The organism is Streptomyces sp. NPDC005955, assembly GCF_042871255.1.
GTDB lineage: Bacteria > Actinomycetota > Actinomycetes > Streptomycetales > Streptomycetaceae > Streptomyces.
This window is the reverse complement of sequence record NZ_JBIAIF010000001.1, coordinates 306732-329023: the sequence shown is the minus strand read 5'-3', so window position 1 is coordinate 329023 and position 22292 is coordinate 306732. Positions and strand designations below refer to the sequence as shown.

General features: G+C 68.3%; 18 protein-coding genes. 10 read left to right on the top strand and 8 right to left on the bottom strand.

What is annotated here, in order from left to right; all coding sequences use genetic code 11:
• Positions 1 to 74 precede the first annotated feature (74 nt).
• A complete protein-coding gene (locus tag ACFYOU_RS01350) occupies positions 75 to 452 on the top strand; it encodes a WhiB family transcriptional regulator (RefSeq protein WP_387009949.1) in 378 nt (125 codons plus the stop codon).
• A 138-nt stretch (positions 453 to 590) separates the two neighbouring features.
• On the opposite strand, the gene glpX is transcribed toward ACFYOU_RS01350, so the two are convergent.
• Positions 591 to 1625 carry a class II fructose-bisphosphatase gene (glpX, locus tag ACFYOU_RS01345; protein ID WP_389765031.1) on the bottom strand — a complete coding sequence of 345 codons (1035 nt, stop codon included), beginning with the start codon at positions 1623 to 1625 and terminating at the stop codon, positions 591 to 593.
• A gap of 212 nt (positions 1626 to 1837) precedes the next feature.
• On the opposite strand from glpX, the gene ACFYOU_RS01340 reads away from it, so the two are divergent.
• Positions 1838 to 2374: a DUF4245 family protein gene (locus ACFYOU_RS01340; RefSeq protein WP_391302578.1), complete on the top strand. Its 537-nt coding sequence runs from the start codon at positions 1838 to 1840 to the stop codon at positions 2372 to 2374.
• Between the two features lie 101 nt (positions 2375 to 2475).
• Here ACFYOU_RS01340 and ACFYOU_RS01335 read toward each other — a convergent pair whose 3' ends face one another.
• From ACFYOU_RS01335 to ACFYOU_RS01320, 4 genes are all read right to left on the bottom strand, one after another.
• Complete coding sequence (locus ACFYOU_RS01335; protein WP_389765034.1) at positions 2476 to 3066, bottom strand: malonic semialdehyde reductase; 591 nt, start codon at positions 3064 to 3066, stop codon at positions 2476 to 2478.
• Positions 3067 to 3384: 318 nt separating this feature from the next.
• A complete protein-coding gene (locus ACFYOU_RS01330; RefSeq protein ID WP_389765036.1) occupies positions 3385 to 3606 on the bottom strand; it encodes an exodeoxyribonuclease VII small subunit in 222 nt (73 codons plus the stop codon).
• Entirely contained in the window at positions 3603 to 4835 is a 1233-nt protein-coding gene (gene xseA / locus ACFYOU_RS01325) for an exodeoxyribonuclease VII large subunit (RefSeq protein ID WP_391302576.1), read from the bottom strand. Before xseA ends, ACFYOU_RS01330 begins: the two co-directional genes overlap by 4 nt.
• A 370-nt stretch (positions 4836 to 5205) precedes the next feature.
• Complete coding sequence (locus ACFYOU_RS01320; protein WP_391302574.1) at positions 5206 to 6594, bottom strand: amino acid permease; 1389 nt, start codon at positions 6592 to 6594, stop codon at positions 5206 to 5208.
• A gap of 166 nt (positions 6595 to 6760) precedes the next feature.
• Between ACFYOU_RS01320 and ACFYOU_RS01315 the strand changes: the two genes are divergently transcribed.
• The 4 genes from ACFYOU_RS01315 (at position 6761) to ychF (ending at position 10785) form a co-directional block, all read left to right on the top strand.
• Positions 6761 to 7765: a 4-hydroxy-3-methylbut-2-enyl diphosphate reductase gene (locus ACFYOU_RS01315; RefSeq protein WP_391302572.1), complete on the top strand. Its 1005-nt coding sequence runs from the start codon at positions 6761 to 6763 to the stop codon at positions 7763 to 7765.
• A gap of 82 nt (positions 7766 to 7847) precedes the next feature.
• Entirely contained in the window at positions 7848 to 8642 is a 795-nt protein-coding gene (ppgK, locus tag ACFYOU_RS01310) for a polyphosphate--glucose phosphotransferase (protein ID WP_391302570.1), read from the top strand.
• Between the two features lie 419 nt (positions 8643 to 9061).
• Entirely contained in the window at positions 9062 to 9541 is a 480-nt protein-coding gene (locus tag ACFYOU_RS01305) for a DUF6542 domain-containing protein (RefSeq protein WP_391302567.1), read from the top strand.
• Between the two features lie 155 nt (positions 9542 to 9696).
• Complete coding sequence (gene ychF, locus ACFYOU_RS01300; protein ID WP_385495975.1) at positions 9697 to 10785, top strand: redox-regulated ATPase YchF; 1089 nt, start codon at positions 9697 to 9699, stop codon at positions 10783 to 10785.
• 134 nt (positions 10786 to 10919) lie between these two features.
• Here ychF and ACFYOU_RS01295 read toward each other — a convergent pair whose 3' ends face one another.
• The 3 genes from ACFYOU_RS01295 to ACFYOU_RS01285 form a co-directional block, all read right to left on the bottom strand.
• Positions 10920 to 11183 (bottom strand): type II toxin-antitoxin system RelE/ParE family toxin, encoded by a 264-nt coding sequence (locus tag ACFYOU_RS01295; protein ID WP_391302566.1) that lies wholly within the window; start codon positions 11181 to 11183, stop codon positions 10920 to 10922.
• Entirely contained in the window at positions 11176 to 11445 is a 270-nt protein-coding gene (locus tag ACFYOU_RS01290) for a type II toxin-antitoxin system Phd/YefM family antitoxin (RefSeq protein ID WP_007266282.1), read from the bottom strand. The genes ACFYOU_RS01295 and ACFYOU_RS01290 overlap by 8 nt, the downstream gene beginning before the upstream one ends.
• A 482-nt stretch (positions 11446 to 11927) precedes the next feature.
• Entirely contained in the window at positions 11928 to 13631 is a 1704-nt protein-coding gene (locus ACFYOU_RS01285) for a TIGR04141 family sporadically distributed protein (RefSeq protein WP_391302563.1), read from the bottom strand.
• Between the two features lie 337 nt (positions 13632 to 13968).
• Here ACFYOU_RS01285 and ACFYOU_RS01280 point away from each other — a divergent pair, with 337 nt between their 5' ends.
• Genes ACFYOU_RS01280 through ACFYOU_RS01265 form a run of 4 tightly spaced genes read left to right on the top strand, consistent with a single transcriptional unit; the run spans position 13969 to position 22269 of the window.
• Positions 13969 to 16110, top strand: coding sequence for an N-6 DNA methylase (locus ACFYOU_RS01280; protein ID WP_391302561.1), 2142 nt, complete (start codon positions 13969 to 13971; stop codon positions 16108 to 16110).
• A 24-nt stretch (positions 16111 to 16134) separates the two neighbouring features.
• Positions 16135 to 17754, top strand: coding sequence for an N-6 DNA methylase (locus ACFYOU_RS01275; RefSeq protein ID WP_391302559.1), 1620 nt, complete (start codon positions 16135 to 16137; stop codon positions 17752 to 17754).
• Entirely contained in the window at positions 17747 to 18964 is a 1218-nt protein-coding gene (locus ACFYOU_RS01270; RefSeq protein WP_391302557.1) for a restriction endonuclease subunit S, read from the top strand. Before ACFYOU_RS01275 ends, ACFYOU_RS01270 begins: the two co-directional genes overlap by 8 nt.
• Entirely contained in the window at positions 18961 to 22269 is a 3309-nt protein-coding gene (locus ACFYOU_RS01265) for an HsdR family type I site-specific deoxyribonuclease (RefSeq protein WP_391302555.1), read from the top strand. Before ACFYOU_RS01270 ends, ACFYOU_RS01265 begins: the two co-directional genes overlap by 4 nt.
• The last annotated feature ends 23 nt before the right edge of the window (positions 22270 to 22292 follow it).

Below are 22292 nucleotides of genomic sequence, written 5' to 3'. Positions count from 1 at the left end.
GCATAGGCGCACGCACAGCGGGTAGGGCTTGCTCCATCGCCGCTCCCTTGCGAAGCCGTCGTCAGGAGTAGATCGTGCTGCATCCGCCGCATCAGAACTTGCAGGTCGCCGCCGTTCCACCGCCGCGGCTGCCAGCACAGGATCGGGATCAGGACTCCCCGTGGCACACGGAAGCGGTCTGTCGCCGGGACGAGGCGGGGCTCTTCTTCGCGCCGTCCAAGGAACCCACCGCGGCCAGGCTCTCCCGTGAGGAGGCCGCCAAGGGGGTCTGCGCCCGCTGTCCGGTGATGATCGAGTGCCGGGAGCACGCGCTGCTCCAGCCCGAGCCCTACGGGGTGTGGGGCGGTCTGACCGCCGCCGAGCGCCGGGTGGTGCTCGCCCGCCGCCGCAGGCGGGACGTGGAGTTGAAGAAGGCGGCGCACACGACGGACCACATCGCGGCGGCCGGCTGACCGTTCCCACGCGCGGGGCGGCCACGCCGCGCGGGTGCCCCGTCGGACTGCGTACGCCGACGGGGGTGCCCTCCCGCACAGCAGGGCACCCCCGTCGCCGTACCGGGGTCCACGGCCGCAGCCGTGGTGGTACGGGGGCTACTTGGCGCGGTCGAAGTCGATGGCGCTGTACGCGCGCAGCTTCGCGAGCCGGTGCTCCGAGTCGATCTGGCGGATGGTGCCGGACTTGGAGCGCATCACCAGGGACGAGGTGGTCGCCGTCTCGGAGCGGTAGCGCACCCCGCGCAGCAGTTCGCCGTCGGTGATGCCGGTCGCCACGAAGAACACGTTGTCGCCGGAGACCAGGTCGTCGGTGTGCAGCACCCGGTCGAGGTCGTGCCCGGCGGCGATCGCCCGCTCCCGCTCCTCGTCGTCCTTCGGCCACAGCTTGCCCTGGATCGTGCCGCCCAGGCACTTCATGGCACAGGCCGAGATGATGCCCTCCGGGGTGCCCCCGATGCCGAGCAGCAGGTCGACACCGGTGCCCTCGCGGACGGCGAGCACGGAACCGGCCACGTCGCCGTCGGAGATCAGCTTGATCCGGGCGCCGGTCTCCCGGATCTCCTTGATGACGCCCTCGTGGCGGGGCCGGTCGAGGATGACGACGGTCACGTTCTCCGGCGAGGTGCGCTTGGCCTTGGCGACCCGGCGGATGTTCACGGCGACCGGGGCGTCGATGTCGACGAAGTCCGCGGCCTCGGGGCCGGTCACCAACTTGTCCATGTAGAAGACGGCGGACGGGTCGAACATGGCGCCCCGGTCGGCCGCCGCGAGGACCGCCACCGCGTTGGGCATGCCCTTGGCGGTCAGGGAGGTGCCGTCGATCGGGTCCACGGCGATGTCGCACTCGGGGCCGGTGCCGTCGCCGACGCGCTCCCCGTTGAAGAGCATCGGGGCCTCGTCCTTCTCGCCCTCCCCGATGACGACGACGCCGTTCATCGAGACGGTGGAGACGAGGGTCCGCATGGCCCGCACGGCCGCGCCGTCCGCGCCGTTCTTGTCGCCGCGCCCGACCCAACGGCCCGCGGCCATGGCGGCGGCCTCGGTCACCCGGACGAGTTCCAGGGCCAGGTTGCGGTCCGGGGCCTCGGACGGCACTTCGAGTTCGGTCGGCAACTGATGATGTTCGGTCATCGAGACGCACCTTTCTGATACGACGACGGCCGGATGAGGGTGTAATGCGACTCTATCCGCAGGTTGCAGCAATGAGCAGAGGGGGCCACGTTTGAGCGCTCCGGGGGCGGGGGCGTCACTGCGGGGTGCTCGGGGCGGGCCGTTCGCGGCGGGCCCGGGACGCCGCTGCGGACGCGGGGTCGGTGCCGGGGGCGGGAAGGGCACCTGCGACGATGGGAGGCGTGGCAGGAGCGAGCCGACTCGGCAAACAGAGCGTACGGAACATGGTGCTGTCCCTCTCGGTGGCGGTGCTCTTCGCGGGATTCATCTGGCTGTTCCTCCCGCACGACGGCGACAAGGACCCGGTGCTGAAGTCGGTCGACTACCGCGTCGAACTGGTCACCGCCCAGCGCGCGGCGCCCTACCCGGTGGCCGCCCCCAAGGGCCTGGACGACGAGTGGCGGCCGACCTCCGTCCGCTACCGGGGTCACCAGTCCCACCACTGGCACCTCGGCTTCCGCTCGCCCGACAACCGGTACGTGGCCGTGGAGCAGTCCACCGAGAAGCCGCGCACGTTCGTGGAGCGGGTCACCCGCGGCGCCCGTGACACCGGTGCCACCCAGGCCGTCGACGGGACGACCTGGCGCAAGTACGAGGGCGAGCGGTACGACGCGCTCGTCCGCACCGAGGACGGGGCGACCACCGTCGTCCTGGGCTCCGCCTCCTTCACCCGGCTCGGGATGATGGCGGGATCGCTCGGCGCTTCCTGAACCGTCCCCGCGCGGCGGGACCGACGTACGCGAGTGGGGCCCGGCACAGGTGCCGGGCCCCACTCGCATGCTCATGTGCGCCGCGCTGCGCGTCCGTCGGCTCAGACGGTGGTGACGACCTGCTCGAAGTCGAGGCGCGGGGAGCGCGCCGACCAGGCGTCGTCGCCGGGCTTGCCGATGTTGACCACCATCAGCGGGGTGTGGTCGACGTCCAGGAACTCCTTCTGGATGCCCGCGGAGTCGAAGCCCGACATCGGGCCGGCGGCGAGGCCGGCGGCCCGGACGCCGATGATGAAGTACGCGGCCTGGAGGGCGGCGTTCATCCCGGCGCTGCTCTCGCGCACCGGACGCTCCGCGAAGAACGCGTCCTTGGCCTGCGGGAAACGCGGGAACAGCTCGGGCAGCTCCTCGTGGAACTCGTTGTCCGCGGAGAGGATCGCCACCAGCGGGGCGGTGCCGGTCTTGGCCTGGTTGCCCTGCGACATGTGGGCGACCAGGCGGGCGCGGGCCTCGGGGGAGCGGACGAGCGTCACCCGGAGCGGGGACTGGTTGAACGCCGTCGGGCCGAACTTCACCAGGTCGTAGATCGCCTGCACCTGCTCCTCGGTCACCGGCTCGTCGGTGAAGGAGTTCGCGGTGCGGGCCTCACGGAAGAGGAGGTCCTGAGCGGTGGGGTCCAGTACGAGAGACATGAATACCTTCGTGTGCGGGGGTGGGGTCCGCGTGCGGCGAGCCCTCCGAACGTGCGACGAACAGCGTAACCCATATTCAATTGAAGATTCAACAAATAGGGTCGGGATCGGCCAACGAAAGCCGTCCCGCGGGCGCGGCCGGTGACGTGCGGGTGAGCCGTACGCGCGGTCAGGGGCGGGGCGTACGGGTGCCGGCGGGGCGCGCCGGTAGCGCGTGGGGGTAGGTCGGACGGAAGGGCGGAAGGCGCCCCGGGGGCGAGCCCTACCCGGGGCGGACGGCGAACCGAAGCGACCGAAACGCGACCCCCGGGGTCGGGATCAGGACGACGCGGAGGCGTCCTCGTCGGCCAACGCGGCGTCCAACCGGGCCCGCGCCCCCTCCAGCCAGCGCCGACAGACCTGGGCCAGCTCCTCGCCCCGCTCCCACAGCGCCAGGGACTCCTCCAGCGGAATGCCGCCCGTCTCCAGGCGGCGCACCACCTCGATCAGCTCGTCACGGGCCTGCTCGTACCCCGGCCCGGCCCCGTCCGTCCCGCTCATGACCCCACCTTATGCGTCGATCCGTCCGCCACCCGGACGGAGAACTCCCCCTCGGCGACCCTGGCGCGCAGCACCGAGCCCTCGGGCGCCTCCTCGGGCGCCCGCACCACGTGCCCGTCGTCCCGCTGGAGCACCGCGTACCCCCGCTGGAGCGTCGCCGCGGGGGAGAGGGCCACCACTCGCGCACGGGTGTGCGTCAGCTCGGACAGCCCGCGGTCCAGATGGTGCCCCAGGGCGCGCCGCGCCCGGTCCACCAGGGCGCCGATCTGCTCGGCCCGCTCCTCGACCATCCGGTGCGGGTCCTCCATCACCGGACGGCGCAGCGCATGGGCGAGACCCCGCTCCTCACGTTCCACGAACGCCCCGACGGCGCGGCGCGCCCGGTCCCGCAGCATCCGGACCCGTTCCAGCTCCTCGCCCACGTCGGGGACGACCTTCTTCGCCGCGTCCGTCGGCGTGGACGCCCGTAGGTCGGCGACCAGGTCGAGCAGCGGTTGGTCCGGTTCGTGTCCGATCGCCGACACCACCGGGGTGCGGCACTCGGCGACCGTCCGGACCAGTTGTTCGTCCGAGAACGGCAACAGGTCCTCCACGCTGCCGCCGCCCCGCGCCACGATGATCACGTCGACCTCGGGCAGGCCGTCCAACTCCTTGACCGCTTCCACGACCGCGGGCACCGCGTGCACGCCCTGGACGGGCACGTTGCGCACCTCGAAGCGGACGGCCGGCCAGCGGTGCCGGGCGTTCTCCAGCACGTCGCGCTCCGCGGCCGAAGCCCGTCCGCACACCAGCCCGACGAGCTGCGGCAGGAAGGGCAGCGGACGCTTGCGCCCGGCGGCGAACAGCCCCTCGGCCGTCAACGACTTCCGTAGCCGTTCGAGCCGGACGAGCAGTTCGCCCATGCCGACCGGCCGGATCTCGGTGGCCCGCAGTGACAGCTGGCCGCGGGGCGCGTACCACTCCGGCTTCGCCAGCAGCACCACGCGCGCGCCCTCGGAGACGACGTCCGCGACCGCGTCGAAGACCTGGCGGTAGCAGGTGACGCCGACCGAGATGTCGTGCGACGCGTCCCGGAGGGTCAGGAACACCACTCCGGCGCCCGGGCGGCGCGAGATCTGGGTGATCTGACCCTCGACCCAGACCGCGCCCAGGCGGTCGATCCACTCGCCGATCATGCGCGACACGTGGCCTACGGGCAACGGGTTCTCCGCGGACGTGGTGTGAGCCATGCGCCCGAGCGTAACGGCACCCACTGACAGTGGGGTGCGCGGTCTGGGGGCCTCCCGGGGGTCCGTTCTCCCCTGCGGGTGAGTGGGGGTTGCTCGCGCAGTTCCCCGCGCCCCTATCGGGGCGCCCCCTGACCGCCCGGCGCGCCCCGGCGGTCGAGGCACCCAACGGAACGCCCAGCCCACACCCACACATCACCAGCAACGCCAGCCGGGGCGCCCCGATAGGGGCGCGGGGAACTGCGCAAACCCACAGCGCACCCGCACGGCACCAGCGCACGCGGGCCAGGGCGCACCCCCTGGGGGCGCGGGGAACTGCGCAAAACCACCGCGCACCTGCACGGGATCAGCGCACGCGGGCCAGGGTGCACCGTCAGGGCCGCGGGGAGCTGCGCGAGCGGCCCCGCTGGGCCCACAGCACCACCAACCCCACCACCAACCACGTCGCCCCGACGACCCGCGCAGTGCGCGACGCCTCGACGACCACCGCGACGGTGACCCCCGCACCCAGCACCGGCAACAGCACGTGCCGCCACCACACCACCGGGCCGCCCCGCCGCTGCACCACGAACCAGCCGACCACGCTCGCGTGCAACAGGGTGAACGCCGTCAACGCACCCACGTCGACCACCGACACCAGGTGGTCCAACCCGTCGTCCCGGCGCGCCGCCCACACCGCGGCCACCAGCGTGATCACCGCGGCCACCACCAACGCCACCCGCGGCGTCCCGTCCCCGGTCCGGGACAGCACCCGCGGCAGCCGCCGGTCACGCGCCATCGCGAACAGCAGCCGACCCGCCGCCGCCTGACCCGCCAACGCCGCGAAGGCCGCACCGATCGCCTTGCTCACCGCCACCAGGTCGTGCAACCAGGTCCCCACCGACGCGTCCACCGCGTCGTAGAACGCGGAACCCTGCCGCCCCGGCTCGGCCGCCAACTCCGCCGAGGACACCGGTTGGAGCAGCGCCGCCAGATACGTCTGCGCCACGAACAGCGCCCCCGCGACCACCAGACACACCAGCACCGCCCGGGCCACCTTCGCCGAACCCCCGGTGACCTCCTCCGCGAACGAGGCGATCGCGTCGAACCCCAGGTACGACAGCACCGCCACCGACACCGCCCCCAGCACCGCCCCGAACGCGAACCCGGTGTCCCCCGCGAACGGCGACCACAGGTCCCGCTGCGCCCCGTCGCGCGCCAGCACCACCACCGCCGCGACCACGAACACCAGCAGTACGACGATCTCCATCGCCAGCACCACGAACCCCACCCGCGCCGCGGCCCGCACCCCCCACAGGTTGAGCAGCGTGGTGACGAGCACCGCGAGCGCCGTCCACACCCACTGCGACACCGACGGCACCAGGGCGTGCATCGCGATGCCGGAGAACAGGTACGCCACCGCCGGGATCAGCAGGTAGTCGAGCATCGCCATCCACCCGGCGACGAACCCGGGCCCCTCGCCCAGCCCCGCCCGCGCATAGGCGAACACCGAGCCCGCCTGCGGCACCACCCGCACCATCTGGGCGTAGCTGTACGCCGTGAAGCCCATCGCGACGGTGGCGACCACGTAGACCAGGGCCACCGCCCCGTGCGACCGGGCGTCCAACGCCCCGAACACACCGACCGGGGCCATCGGGGCGATGAACAGCAACCCGTACACCACCAGGTCGCGGAAGCCCAGGGTGCGCCGCAGCCCGGGGGCGCCGGAACCGGCCGGGCCACCACCGCCGACCTCGTCGTCCGTCGTACCGCTCGCGGCCATCGTCCTGCCTCCGTGGAGCCGAACCCCCCGGAGCAGTGGGGGTGGTCGCCCCGCGGGGACGGGCCCGGGGACCGTCGGTGACGCACCCCGTGCGCGGGCGGCCGTGCTCCGGCACACCCAGTTTCTCCAAGAAGGCGATCAATGACCTGTCGGACAGGGCCTTACGATGGTCCGTATGACTGCTTCGCCAGCCCGCCGGGTCCTGCTCGCCGCCCCTCGTGGGTACTGCGCCGGTGTGGACCGGGCCGTGATCGCCGTCGAGAAGGCCCTGGAGCAGTACGGGGCCCCGATCTACGTCCGGCACGAAATCGTCCACAACAAGTACGTCGTGCAGACCCTGGAACGGAAGGGCGCCATCTTCGTCGAACAGACGGACGAGGTCCCCGAGGGCTCGATCGTCATGTTCTCGGCCCACGGCGTCGCCCCCACCGTCCACGACGAGGCCGCCCGCGGGAAACTCGCCACCATCGACGCCACCTGCCCCCTGGTGACCAAGGTCCACAAGGAGGCCGTCCGGTTCGCCCAGGAGGACTACGACATCCTCCTCATCGGGCACGAGGGGCACGAGGAGGTCATCGGCACCTCCGGTGAGGCCCCCGACCACATCACCCTGGTCGACGGTCCCGCGGACGTCGCCAAGGTCGAGGTCCGTGACCCCTCCCGGGTCGTGTGGCTCTCCCAGACCACCCTCTCGGTGGACGAGACCATGGAGACCGTCGACGCCCTGAAGGACAAGTTCCCGCAGCTCATCTCGCCGCCGAGCGACGACATCTGCTACGCCACGCAGAACCGTCAGGTCGCCGTCAAGCACATGGGCGCCGAGTCCGACCTCGTCATCGTCGTCGGCTCGCGCAACTCCTCGAACTCGAAGCGGCTCGTCGAGGTCGCCCTCCAGGCGGGCGCCCGGGCCTCCTACCTGGTCGACTTCGCCAGCGAGATCGAGGAGGAGTGGCTGGACGGCGTCACCACCGTCGGCCTGACCTCCGGCGCCTCCGTGCCCGAGATCCTGGTCGAGGAGGTCCTCGCCTGGCTCTCGGCCCGCGGCTTCGAGGACGTGGAGCTGGTGAAGACGGCCGACGAGTCGATCGTCTTCTCGCTGCCCAAGGAACTCCGTCGTGACCTGCGCGCCGAGGCCGCGGCCCTGGTCGCGGACCGCCTCGGAGCGCAGTAGTCCGCTCGCGCCCCCGGGAGCGGTCGGCCCGGAGGAGCCGTTCGGGAAGTGACGGGCGGCGGGGCACCGTAACGTGTTCCGCATGGAGATCTTCGGTGTGGACATCGGCGGTTCGGGCATCAAGGGAGCGCCCGTCGACCTGGACCGCGGCGATCTGGCCACGGAGCGGCACAAGGTGCTGACCCCGCAGCCCGCCACCCCCGACGCGGTGGCCGACGGCGTGCGCGAGGTGGTCCAACGGTTCGACTGGCAGGGCCCCGTCGGCATCACCTACCCCGGGGTCGTCACCGAGGGCGCCACGGTCCGCACGGCCGCCAACGTCGACAAGAGCTGGATCGGCGTCGACGCGCGCACCCTGCTGTCCGAACGGCTCGGCGGCCTGCCGGTGGTCGTGGTCAACGACGCGGACGCCGCCGGGGTCGCCGAGATGCGCTTCGGCGCCGGCCGCGACCGCACCGGGACGGTGCTGCTGCTGACCTTCGGCACCGGCATCGGCAGTGCCCTGTTCGTCGACGGGGTCCTCGTCCCCAACTCCGAGCTGGGGCACGTGGAGATGCACGGGCGCGAGGCGGAGAAGCACACCTCCACCAAGGCCAAGGACGACCACGGCCTGAGCTGGGAGCACTGGGCGCACCGGGTCCAGAAGTACCTGCTGTACCTGGAGAAGCTGTTCTCCCCCGAACTGTTCATCATCGGCGGCGGGGTGAGCCGCAAGGCCCACAAGTTCCTGCCGCTGATCGAGGACGTCCGGGCGGAGGTCGTCCCCGCGAAGTTGGAGAACAACGCGGGCATCGTCGGCGCGGCGATGCGGGCGGCCGAACAGGGCGAACAGCGGGTGTCCGCGGCTACGGCGCCCGACCCGTCCGGGGGCGTCTGACCGGTCCGGCGCCCGTCCGGTCCGATCGGCGGGGGCACGACGGGGGTACGACGGGGGCGCGGCGGGACCGCCCGCCCTCACCCGATCGGCGGTGCCGGTACCGCCTACGCCTCGAACACACCCCCAAGGTCGGCCAAAGCGCGTGTCCCGCTGGCCATTCAGCACATAACCCGACCTAAGTTGGACCAGTGGAACAACCCAGGACGCGCCCCCCTCAGAACCGCCCGCGACGACCCGCGCCGCTACCCCCGCAGGCGGGGCCCCGTGGCCGCGGGTCCGCCGCGGACGGCCGGGACGGGACCACGGCCGCGGGCTCCCGCCGTCCCGGCCGTCCACCGTCCCCGCTGGTCCGCCGGCTGCGCGCACTGCCGAACCCCCGGCTGACCGGGCTGGGCAGCGGGCTCTTCTGCATCGGCTCCATGACCCTGCTGGGGTGTCTCGTCGAGTTCCTCTTCGGCGGCTCCCCCGGGGCGTACGGGGTGCTGTTCCTGCTGCTCAGCGCGCTCACCGCACTGTGGGTGCGCCGTGCGGACCTCGTCACCGCGCCCATCTGCGTCCCCCTCGCCTTCACCGCCGGAGCCGTCCCCATCGCCGACGGCAACGGGTTCGTGGCCCGGGTCATGGGCGTGTTCACCGTCCTCGCCCTGCACGCCGGCTGGCTGTACGCGGGGACCCTCGTCGCGGCCCTGGTCGTCCTCGTACGGGGCGCCCTGCTGGTGGCCCGCAGGGCCGCGGCGGCCCGCGCCGTACGGACGGCCGCCCGCACCGGGCGCCCCGCACGGCCGACCGACCGGGCGGCCGGTGCCGCACCCCCGCCCGCCCGGCGCTCCCCCTCGGCCCCGCGGCCCCCGCACCCGGCACCGCAGCGGGCCCCCGGCCCCCGTCGCCGCACCGTCTGAACGGTGCCCGGCGCCGGCCGGCGGAGCCGCCGTCGGTCCCCGCCGGACAGGGGCGGGCACCCCGTAGACTGTGGGATCGGCCCGCGCCCCGGGTACCCCAACGGGGACCAGGAGACCAGGGCCTCCACCCAGCCTCTCGTACGGGAAGTCGCAACGTGTCGCTCACGATCGGAATCGTCGGTCTGCCCAATGTCGGCAAGTCGACCCTGTTCAACGCCCTGACCAAGAACGACGTGCTCGCGGCCAACTACCCGTTCGCCACGATCGAGCCGAACGTCGGCGTGGTCGGCGTCCCCGACCCCCGGCTCGGGAAGCTCGCGGAGGTCTTCTCCTCGCAGCGGCAGCTCCCGGCGACCGTCGACTTCGTCGACATCGCGGGCATCGTCCGGGGCGCCAGCGAGGGCGAGGGCCTGGGCAACAAGTTCCTCGCGAACATCCGCGAGTCCGACGCGATCTGCCAGGTCATCCGGGCGTTCAAGGACGAGAACGTCGTCCACGTCGACGGCAAGGTCTCGCCGAAGTCCGACATCGAGACGATCAACACCGAGCTGATCCTCGCCGACCTCCAGACCATCGAGAAGGTCCTGCCGCGCCTCCAGAAGGAGTCGCGGATCAAGAAGGACATCCAGCCCAAGGTCAAGGCCGTCGAGGCCGCGAAGGAGATCCTGGAGTCGGGCCAGACGCTGTTCGCCGCGGGCATCGCCCAGGGCACCGAGGCCGCCGAGCCGCTGCACGACCTCCACCTGCTCACCAGCAAGCCGTTCCTCTACGTCTTCAACGTGGACGAGGACGAGCTGACGGACGAGACCTTCAAGGACGAGCAGCGCGCCCTGGTGGCACCCGGCGAAGCGATCTTCCTCAACGCGAAGCTGGAGGCGGACCTCGCGGAGCTGGACGACGAGGAGGCCCTCGAACTCCTCCAGTCCGTCGGCCAGGAGGAGCCGGGCCTCGCCACCCTCGCCCGCGTCGGCTTCGACACCCTCGGCCTCCAGACCTATCTGACGGCCGGCCCGAAGGAGGCCCGCGCCTGGACCATCAAGAAGGGCGCGACGGCCCCCGAGGCGGCCGGGGTCATCCACACGGACTTCCAGAAGGGCTTCATCAAGGCGGAGGTCATCTCCTTCGCCGACCTGGTCGAGACCGGCTCGGTCGCCGAGGCCCGCGCGAAGGGCAAGGCCCGCATGGAGGGCAAGGAGTACGTCATGCAGGACGGGGACGTGGTGGAGTTCCGCTTCAACGTCTGAGCGGCTGACTTCTCGCCACGTCGCTGATCTGGCGAACATGCAGTTCAGAAGGGGTCGCCTCCTCCGGGAGGCGACCCCTTCGTCGTCACCGTGCTGGATGGGTGCTGGATGTTCTGACGCTGGCTCAGCCGGCGTCAAGTGTCGTGGACGGTGGAGCGGTGTCCGACGTGAACGACCCACACCACGAGCTCTCCGTTGTCGATCGTGTAGACGACGCGGTAGTCGCCGACCCGCAGGCGACGGCGGTCGGGTTGTGACACCAGTGCGGTGGTGTTGAAACCGAGGGGGTCGGTCTCCAGCTCGGTCAGCTTGGCCAGGATGCGCAGTGCCATGTCGCGAGGGATCTTCCGAAGTTCGGCCTGTGCTTCGGGGCGGAAGACGGTTCGGTACTCACTCACTGCGCGCCAGCGTCTCCCTCATGATGTCCTCGATCGGGATGCCGGGTGCTGGGTTGGCCATGCGCTCGTCGATGATCCGATTGATCTCGCGCTCTTCCCATTCCTGGTACTTGCGCAGTACCTCGATGGAGACGACGGCGGCGACTTCCTTGCCTCGGCGCGTGATCACTGTGGGTACGTCGTCGCGATCGGCGCGCTCCACGACCTCGGCGAGGTGGGCACGCACGTCGCGGATGGACTCTATGGGCAGCGGCTGCGTCATGCACCCAAGGGTACCGAGTGTCCCATGTGTACACAACGCATCGCGGGTGGTGGGTGTTCGTCGCGGTCGTGCGTGCTGGATGTGCTGGATGAACTCGCACCGTGCTGGATCGGTGCTGGATAAGGGCACCGAGAACCGCGTTTCCGCAGGCGGGAGCTCTGTGTCGAACGTTCCGGTTCAACGTCTGAGCGGCTGACTTCTCGCCACGTCGCTGATCTGGCGAACATACAGGTCAGAAGGGGGCCGACTCTTCTGGGCCGGGCCCTTCGTTTTTCCCGTGCTGGGACTGTGCTGGGATGAAGATGAGCCGCCCGTGCTGGGACGGTACTGGGCGTAGAGGGGATCAGCGTGCTGTACAGACCTGGTACGAAACTTAGCTTGCCTGCCTGTGCTGCCCTACCCAGGAATCGTCTTGAGGCAGGGCAGCTTGTTGGGCGGATGGGCGTATCGGGTGGGAAAGAGCATCTGTCGGAGCTGCGCGGCTACGCGGCGGCTGCGACGCTGACGTCCTCACTGCCCGGAGCGGCGTCAATGCCTACGACCTCCAGGGCCACACTCTTCACGGCCAGGGCCTTGGCGGTCTGGGCGAGGGTGATGAGAGAGAAGGGGAACAGGGACTCGGGGGTCAAGCGAGTCCCCTTCTTGAGAAGCACGGCGAGGATGACGCGCTTGGGCATGAAGTCTTCCGGGACGGTGTGCTTGCCTTCGCTGCGCTTGATGACGAGCTGGGAGAACTGCTGGCGAACGGCGGCCGATTCCTGGAGCAGTTCGACGGCTACCCGAGCCTGGGCGAAGAGATGGCTGAGAGGCCCGGAGCCGTGTGCCCGCTTGACCATGACCATCGTGTCATCCGGAGTCAGCAGGTCGCAGAGTTCGACCTGATTGGTGGCCTTGAAGGGGTTCTTCACGTTCTTGCGATCCAGGCAGACCCACTTGTCCCGGCCCTGGGCGGCGAGATCGTTGTAGTCGCCTTCATCCATGCTGAGTTCCCAGGGCGGAAGGTCATGCGACGGCCGGGTGGTGAAGAGGGTCGCGACGGTGGCGCGGACGGCGTCCAAGTAGTCGGTGCCAAACTCGTACCAATCACCGTCCAGAAGGCAGAACCGCCGCGCGCTGAGGGAGACCTCGGCTTCGACCCACCGCAGTGCGTTCGTGACGCACTGGACTTCGAGTGCCGCTGCCAGAGACCACGGCCGCGCTGAAGAATGGCGGAGGAGCGTGACGGATCCTTGACGCAGGGCTTCCAGGCGGTGGCCGACCCGCTGGATGCGGGCCCGGTCGAGGAGGTAGTCGAGACTGAACTCGTCCGACTCGAATGCTTCGCGGCTCGCGATCCGGGTCTGATAGATGCTTGCGGCCTCGAAGTCCTCCAGGTGGTCCGTCGGCACGGTGGCGGTGATCCGCCCCTCTCCTGCGGGCTGGCCAAGAAGTTTGTCCAACTGCTGGTCGAGCGCATGAATGGTGTCCCGGTCTTGGACCGGAATGACCTGCTCGACGAATTCGAGGCCTGGCTGGGGAACGCGGTCACGGCAGGCGTGGGAGATCGCGCGGATGTCGGAGATGAGGTCATCCGGCTCGATACCCAGGGGGAGACGCAGTCCGGTTCCGCCGTCGGCGGCGCACACGTCGCCACGGCCATTGCGAGCCCTGGTCAGTTCGATGCCATCGAGGTATCCGCCCAGACGCCGCACGATCCGGGCATGGTCGCGGACGCCGAGGGAGGGTACCGAGGTGCCACCGGGCACGATGGCGATATCGGTCCTGGCCTGCCCCAGAGTGTTGGAGACGAGGCCGCGGACGTGCAAGGGGTCGATCTGGCGGATGGCGAAGGACAGGCCGAACCTCTGGTCCTTGAGGTGCTGCGGGATCAACCGGTAGCCCTGGTCACGGCCGATCGCGTACACGGCCTCATCGACGGCGAGCAGCAACAGCGCTGCTGTGCGCCGCACTGCCTCGCTGACCCGTACCCCTGTGGTGCGTGCCAGCTCCCCACACCATTCGGCCTCGCCCAGCTCCAGCCCGGCGGTGACGACCAGCGCCGGGGTGCCCATCCACGTGTCGGCCATGTGAATGTCGGCCTTGAGCCGCGTGAGCTGTTCGTGGTCAAGGGACTCGAACATCGCCTCCAGCGTCGGGGCGACGCCGCGGAGCCGGTACAAGGTGCGCTTGGAAGTGCTGGGAGCCAAGGCTTCCTCCAGGGCGAGGGGAGCGCGTGCTGCGCGATGGGTGGGAAACCCGTGACGGGTCTTACGGGTCTTACGGGTCTTACGGGTCGTGCGGGGACGGTGGTGCTAGGCCGATAACGGTGGTGATGGCCCCGTCCCGATAGGACTGGGGTGTGGCGCATCCAAAGTGACAGCTAGAGTCATCGATGTGGGTACAGAAGTCTGATAACCCTGGTTATCAGTTGCTTGTAATTGCCCCGACGTGATCAGCGATAGCCTTCAGAAGGCTGGCGGAGGCACTGCGTCGCCAGATTCCGTACAAGCGGCGAGATCTGTCACGGGAAGGAGACGATCCCGTATGTCCACTGCGCACGATGCGACGCCGTCCATCCTGTCCGAGCCGATGTCTTGGCGGATCAGCTACGCCGAAATCGGCGCCTTGGCCCAGGTCAAGCGTCCCGTCGTGACCACGTGGGCACGACGACACCCAGATTTTCCTCGCCCTGTGCACCATGACGGAACCCGGCCGCTCTTCGACGGCCGCGAAGTCCTTGACTGGCTCCTCGCCACTGGCCGGGGCAACGTGGACGCCCGCCAGCTGCGCGCCGAACTTGCCCTGCACACGCTCGCCGCGTGGGGTGAACGACTTCCGGGCACGGCTCTTGTCGACACCCTGACCTCGCTGGTCTGCCTGCGCCGTCACGACGACCAACCACTCGCCGCCGACGGGTGGCCGGAGCTGGCCGCACGGGCCCGGTACTTCGATGAGGAAGACACCTTCTTCACCCGGGAGATCGAGGCGGCCGCCCAAGCCGGGGCGCATCTCGACGGCCTGCCGGCCGTGGCCGACGCACTGGTCGAGACCGCGTACTCGCCGACCGAACCGTTCACCTGGATCCTCGACGCGCGCCGTCGCCTGGGTGCTCATCACTTGGCGGAGGGTTCCGTCACCTCGGCCATGACCCAGTGCATCGCCCGGCTCTCCGGCATCGAGGAGATGGCGGAGAGCCGTGTCATCGGTATCCCATATGTGCGGACCGGCGACCTCCTGACGGCTCTGCGCGACAAAGACGTCACCGACACAGGACACCTTTACCAGGCCTGTGACCCGGACCCGTCCCTGGTGCGCCTGGTCCGGCGCCGGGCCCTGGTCCACGACATCGCGGAGTACGAACTCGACATCAGCGAGGGCGACGAGCTACCCATCGAAGCCTTCGACGCGCCCGACCTCGTCACTGCCGTGCTCCCATACGAGGCGGGCGAGAACCGGGACCCGCTTGTTGCGCTGGAGCGCATACAGGCCCTGACCGACCTCCTCGCGGACGGCCGCATGGCGGTGGTCCTCGGCCCTGCCGATGCTCTTGCCCAGGTGCTGCCCCCGGGAGGGGAGGCGGACCGGTTGCGCCGCTCTTTGCTCACTGCCGGTCTGGTCAAGGCCGTCGTCAACCTCCCTGGCGGGGTCATGCCCTACCGCCCCGCGTATCGCACCGCACTCTGGGTGTTGCACCGCACTCCGCAAGGCCAGCGACGAGGCCGTGTCCTGCTCATCGACCTCTCCGCGCAGGACCTCACCCGGCGCATTCTCGACACGCTGTGCGAGGACGTCCACATATGGCGCACAGCCAACTGGGACGACGACGGCCGTCACGAACCGCGTCACGGCGCTATCCTGCCGATTCAGGTTCTGGACGACCGGCCCGGCATCGCTTTCACCCCCCAACACCGCTCCCACGCCAGCCGCTACACCAGTGCGGTGATCGACCGTCCCGCCCTGATCTCAGAACTCGAAGTACGTCTGAGTCGACTTACCGACGCCGCGCACCGCCAGCACGATCAACGGCAGGAACTACGTACCCACGCGGCACTCCGTCCTGCTGACCGGCCCATACGACGCATCACGGTCACCCGTCTCATCAAGGAACGCCGCCTGCGTAAACTGCCGGGCCACCGCATCGACACTGAGCACCTTCGACCTGAGGGCCGTTACGACGTCCTCACCCCTGCCGAGATCACCGGCACCGCCCCGGTCGGTACGCACCGCATCGACCGTGCGGTGCTGATGAAGACGTACGAGCACGCGCAGTTCACCGAACCTGGCGACGTTGTCATCACCGTTACTCCTCGTTTCGGGGTCTACGTCGACGAGGAGGGCCTTTCCGTCGTCGCATATCCGGCCCGTGTCCTACGCGTCCGCTCCGACGCTGAACGACCCCTCCGCCCCCGTGTGTTGGCCGCCCTGCTCCGCGCGGCGGCGGCTGAACACCGCCGCGCCAGCGGAGCCGTCCGAGCCGCCCGACGCATCGAGGAGATGGCGATACCAGATCTGGAACCTGACGAAGTCGCCCGCTGTGACGCTCTGCTCCTCGAGATCGCCCAGCGTGCCGCACTCCTACGTGCACAGGCCGCGGCGCTGGAGGACTTGAGCGAACTGACGGCGGCTGGCCTCTCTGACGGCACCCTTACGATCCTCGCTCCCGACTTTCCGAGCCATGCACTCTGACACCTCGAAGGAGTCCTTCACCTCATGCCTCCAGCTAAGAAGCCCACACCGCAAGGCGAGTTGTTCTCAGCATCCACGCCCAAGGAGATCCAGGACATTCTTTGGAAGGCCGCGGACAAACTGCGCGGTTCCATGGACGCAGCCCAGTACAAGGAGTTCGTCCTCGGCTTGATCTTCCTCAAGTACATCTCGGACGCCTTCGATGAGCGCCGCGAAGCGCTCGCCAAAGAGCTCGCGGACGAGGGCATCGAGGAGGAGCGCCAGACCGAACTCCTCGAAGACAAGGACGAGTACACCGGCGAACACGTCTTCTGGGTCCCCGAGACCGGTCGCTGGGGCTGGATCGCGGCGAACGCCAAGGCCAAGGGCGTCGGCCTCCTCCTCAACGAGGCCATGGACGCGATCATGCGCGAGAACCCCTCACTCACCGGCGTCCTCCCCAAGATCTTCAACAGCGACAACGTCGACCAGAAGCGCCTGGCCGAACTCGTCGACCTGATCAGCGACGCCCGTTTTGGCGGCAGCGGCGACAAGCCCGCCCAGGACGTGCTCGGCGAGGTGTACGAGTACTTCCTCGGCAACTTCGCCCGCGCGGAGGGCAAGCGCGGTGGCGAGTTCTACACGCCGCGGTCCGTCGTCCAGCTCTTGGTGGAGGTCCTGGAGCCGTACGAGGGCCGGGTGTACGACCCGGCGTGTGGCTCGGGCGGCATGTTCGTCCAGGCCGGCAAGTTCATCGAGGCGCACCGGGGCCGCGACCACAAGTCCGACATTGCGGTCTACGGCCAGGAACTTAACGAACGCACCTGGCGCCTCGCCAAGATGAACCTCGCCATCCATGGCATCGACGGCAACCTCGCTGCCCGCTGGGGTGACACCTTCGCCGAAGACAAGCACCCGGATCTCAAGGCCGACTACGTCATGGCCAACCCGCCCTTCAACATCAAAGACTGGGCACGCAGCGAGTCCGACCCGCGCTGGAAGTACGGCGTCCCACCGAAGAACAACGCCAACTATGCCTGGCTCCAGCACATCGTCGGCAAGCTGGGCGAGAACGGCTCCGCCGGTGTCGTCCTCGCCAACGGCTCGATGAGCAGTCAGCAGAGCGGTGAGGGCGAGATTCGCAAGGCACTGGTTGAGGCGGACCTGGTGGCATGCATGATCGCACTGCCGTCGCAACTGTTCCGGACGACGCAGATTCCGGCGTGCTTGTGGTTCCTGTCGCACAACAAGTCGCCGCAGGGTGCCAAGCGCCTTGATGATCGGCGCGGAGAGATCCTCTTCATCGATGCGCGCGCGATGGGTGAGATGGCCGACCGCACGGAGCGCGTGCTGACGGAGGCGGACCTTACGAAGATCGCGGGGACGTATCACGCGTGGCGGGGGACGAAGTCGGCGCGGGAGGAGGGGCTTGCGTACGCGGACGAACCCGGGTTCTGTTTCACGGCTGACCTGAAGACGGTCCGGGAGCACGGGTATGTGCTGACGCCGGGGCGGTACGTCGGGGCCGTTGAGGCGGAGGAAGAGGACGCGGAGGCGGTCGCGGAGAAGATCGCGCGGCTGACGAGCGAGTTGTACACGCTCTTCGATAAGTCGGACGAGCTGGCTGAGAACATCCGACGACAGCTAGGAGGTATTGATGCCTGAGCGTGAGGAAGTTCGACTGAAGGACCTGATTTCCATTAAGCACGGGTTCGCCTTCAAGGGGGAATTTTTTGGGGATGACCCATCGGGTCCAATCTTGGTGACTCCCGGGAATTTCTCCGTGGGGGGAGGGTTTAAGAAGGTGAAACCGAAGAGCTATAGTGGAGAAATCCCTGAGGGGTGCTCTCTGCTGGAAGGGGATCTCATCGTCACCATGACGGATCTCAGTAAGGAGGCGGATAGTCTCGGATATGGAGCCCTAGTCCCCGGAGATTCCCATTATCTGCATAATCAGCGTATCGGATTGGTGAAAGTTCGCGACGAAAGTCGAATTGCAAAGGGATTTCTGTATTATGTTTTGCGCACGGACGGTTATCGTCAACATGTTATTGCGGGTGCAACCGGTACGACTGTGAAGCATACGAGCCCAGGGCGCATCTGCGACTACTCGTTTCGGCTTCCATCACTTTCTGAACAGTTCTCAATCGCTGCCGTGCTCGGGGCGCTCGACGACAAGATCGCCGTCAATGAGCGCATCGCTGCCACGTACGAAGCGTTGCTCCACTTGAGGTTCGCCGAGTTGGGGATGACTGATGAGCCTGATGATGCGATGGCCATGCCTCTGACGGAGCTCATCACCTTCAACCCCAAGTTGGCAAAGCCTGGTGATGAAGAGCCGATCTACGTCGACATGGCCGCCCTTCAGGCGAGCCGGGCTGGGATTCCTACCTGGAGTCGACGCGCTCCCAAGTCTGGTTCACGATTCATGAATGGCGATACTCTTCTGGCGCGTATCACGCCGTGTTTGGAGAATGGGAAAACTGGCTACGTTGACTTCATGGGTGAGGGAGAGATTGGGCTCGGGTCCACTGAATTTATCGTGATGCGCTCCCGGCCTGGAATCCCCAGCCAGTTGAGCTACTTTATAGCGCGTGACGCGCGGTTCAGGGCACACGCCATTCGGAACATGGTCGGCACATCGGGGCGTCAGCGCGTTAGCGCGGCAGACGCGTCAAACTACCTTGTGAGTGGGCCTGATCCTGCGGAACTCGAACAATTTGGCCGACAGGCATCGTCTGCCTTCGAGCACATGAATTCGCTGGAGGTCGAGTCCCGTACCCTCGCCACCCTCCGCGACACCCTCCTCCCCCAACTCATGTCGGGCCGACTTCGCGTCAAAGACGCCGAGAAGATCGTAGAGGACCAGGTATGACGAACGAAGGTCACGGCAACCGCGGCGACAGCACGTACGACTCCCACGCCGCCGAGAACTTCGCCAGCGGAAACTACCGTCCCCTGGAGGTCGACTGGGAGCATCTCGCCCTCGGCGAGCTCCTCGAACTCGGCTGGCCGAAGGCTGAGGGCACCGAACTCGCCCCCGGTTCAGGGCACCGGGCCTCCTGGGACGACCTCGTCCTCTACACCGATCTCCGTGACGCGGTCGAACGGCTGAACCCCGGCCTCCCCCCGGACGCCGTCCGCGACGCCCTCGTCATCGCCTCGACCCCCGCTTCGCAGGACGCGTACGAGGAAAACCGGAGCGCGCACGGCTTCCTGATCTCCGGCATCCGATCCGTCACCTACGCCGACAGCTTCGGCGCGGAACACAATCCCACTGTCCGCCTCGTCGACCTCACCGATCCCGAGGCGAACACGTACCGTGCCGTTCGCCAGGTCACCGTCATCGACGGCGAGAAGAACCGACGTTTCGACCTCGTCCTGTACGTCAACGGCCTCCCCCTCGCCGTGATCGAACTGAAGCGCGCCGGCGATGAGAGCGCCACCCTCGAAGGTGCGCACGCGCAGGTCAGCCGGTACGTGGAGGAGTTCCCCACGGCGTTCCGTTATAACGCGCTGGTGTTGCTATCCGATGGGATAACGGCCAAGTACGGCACCCCGTTCACGCCGTACGAGCACTTCGCCCCATGGAATACCGACGAGTTCGGCGCCCGCGTGGACCCCCTCCGAGGCGAGGGACTCGTCGACTCGGCTCAGAATCTGGCCCTGCACGGCCTGTTCACCCAGCCGCGATTCCTCTCCCTGATCGGCAGCTTCATCAACTTCGTACCGTCGAAGAAGATGAAGCGCATTGCCAAGCCGCACCAGTACTTCGCCGTCGTCCGCGCCGCCGACAAGGTTCGGCAGGCCGCGGCCAGCGACGGCAAGGCAGGCGTGGTCTGGCATACGCAGGGCTCGGGCAAGTCCGAGGAGATGGTGCTCACCAGCAACCTCGTCTCCCGTGACCCTGCCTTGCACAACCCGACCGTCGTCGTTATCACCGACCGCAACGACCTCGACGACCAGCTGTACGGCACCTTCCTGGAGAGCGAGGTGCTTCCGGAGAAGCCCCAACAGGTCCTCACTCGCGCCCGGTTGCGTGAAGAGCTGGCTGCCAAGCGCACCGGTGGCATCCTCTTCACGACCCTGCAGAAGTTCGGCAAGACCAAGGAGGAGAAGGAGTCGGGCACTGACCACCCGCTGCTCTCCGATCGCCGCAACATCATCGCCATTGTCGACGAGGCCCACCGCAGTCACTACGACAACCTCGACGGCTACGCTCGTCACCTGCGCGACGCGCTCCCGCACGCGACTCTGCTCGCGTTCACTGGAACCCCGCTCTCCGAGTCCGACCGAGACACCCGTGAGGTCTTCGGCGACTACATTGATGTATACGACCTGAAGCGGGCCGCTGACGACGGCGCGACTGTGAAGGTCTACCACGAGAGCCGCGTGGTGCAGCTCGTCCTCGACCGGGACGTCGACCCGACGTCCATCGACGAGGAAGCCGACCGGATCACTGACGGTCTCGACGACTCCGAGCGCTCCCGTATTGAGCAGGCCGTGGCCACCATGAACGCCATGTATGGTGCCCCGGCCCGGATACGGGACCTAACCCGGGACCTGGTCGAGCACTGGGAGGCGCGCCGCACACGGATGAAGCCGTTCGTCGGAGTCTCCGAGAACGGTGGCGCGCCCGGCAAGGCGATGATCGTGTGTGCCACCCGCGACATCTGCGTCAAGGTCTACGACGAACTGCGCACGCTGCGCCCCGAGTGGCACAGCGATGAGATCGCCAAGGGTGCGATGAAGATCGTGTTCTCGTCCAACACCCGTCAGGACGCCGACCATCTCAAGGCCCACGCCTTGCGCGACGGCCAGCGCAAGGCTGTCATCAACCGGGCCAAAGACCCCGACGACGAACTGGAGCTGCTCATTGTCCACAGCATGCTCCTGACCGGCTTTGACGCACCGCCGATCCACACCATGTACCTGGACCGCCCCCTAAAGGGCGCCAACCTGATGCAGGCCCTCGCCCGCGTCAACCGTCGCTACCGGATGAAGGAGGACGGCCTCCTCGTCGGCTACGCCCCGCTCACCGAGAGCCTGCAGCGTGCCATCGCCGAGTACTCGGAGTCCGACCAGAAAGATCGCACCCTCGGCCAGGACATCGACCGGGCTCTGGAGGAACTGCGCAACGAGTACGACGTCCTCGACGAGATGCTCCACGGCTGGGACTGGCGCGACCGGCTCGGCCGGCCCACCCGGACGGCGTTCATCGACGCCGCCCTGGGCACCGCGAACTACCTGCGCAGTCCGCAGACTCCGGGCAACAACCCCGAGGAACTCGACAACCCGGAGGAGACGCGCGCCCGCCGCTTCCGCAACCACGCACATCGCCTTGAACGCTTCTTCGCGCTCGCCGGCTCGTCTGCTGACATCGGAGCGTGCTTCGAGGATCAGCTGTACTGGAAGCGGGACATCCAGTTCTTTGTCGAGGTCCGGGCGTACATGGCGAAGCTCGACGCCATGGAGCGCGAGGCGCGGGGTCTGCCGATCTCCCGCGACGTACAGCTGTACCTCTCCCAGCTGACTTCCGCGGTCGTCGAAACAGGGGGCGTGACGGACCTCTTCGCCGAAGCCGGCCTGGAGACCGCGGACTTGACCCATCTCAACGATGCGCTGGTCGCTAAGCTGCAAGGCAGTGAGACCCCGCATCTGGCGGCGGAGGCCCTGCGCCGCCTTGTCGAGCAGAAGATGCGCGAGGTCACCCGGCACAACGTGGTCCGCCAGACGGCTTTCTCCGACCGGCTCCAGGACCTGATGGTGCGCTACATGCGACAGCAGCTCACCAGCGCCGAAATCATCGCCAAACTGGTCGAGATGGCCAAGGAGATCGCAAACGACGCCAGGCGAGGTAAACAGTTCACCCCCGCCCTCGACAGCAACGAGCTTGCCTTCTATGATGCCGTTGCTGACCTCGGCAGCGCTCGCAAGCTCATGGGCGACGAGACCCTTGCGGAGATCGCCCGCGAGCTCGTCGTGCAAATCCGACAGCAGCTCAAGCCGGACTGGATCTCTCGTGAACCTGTCCGTGCCAAACTTCGTACCACGATCAAGCGCCTTCTCGCCCGCCGCGGTTACCCGCCGAAGCAGGCCCCGGCAGCCATCGAGCTCGTGCTGAAGCAGATGGAACACTTCGCCAACGAGTGGTCCACGGATAGGCCCGCTGCCAGCTGATTCGAACTCCCCAGCTCGTCGCC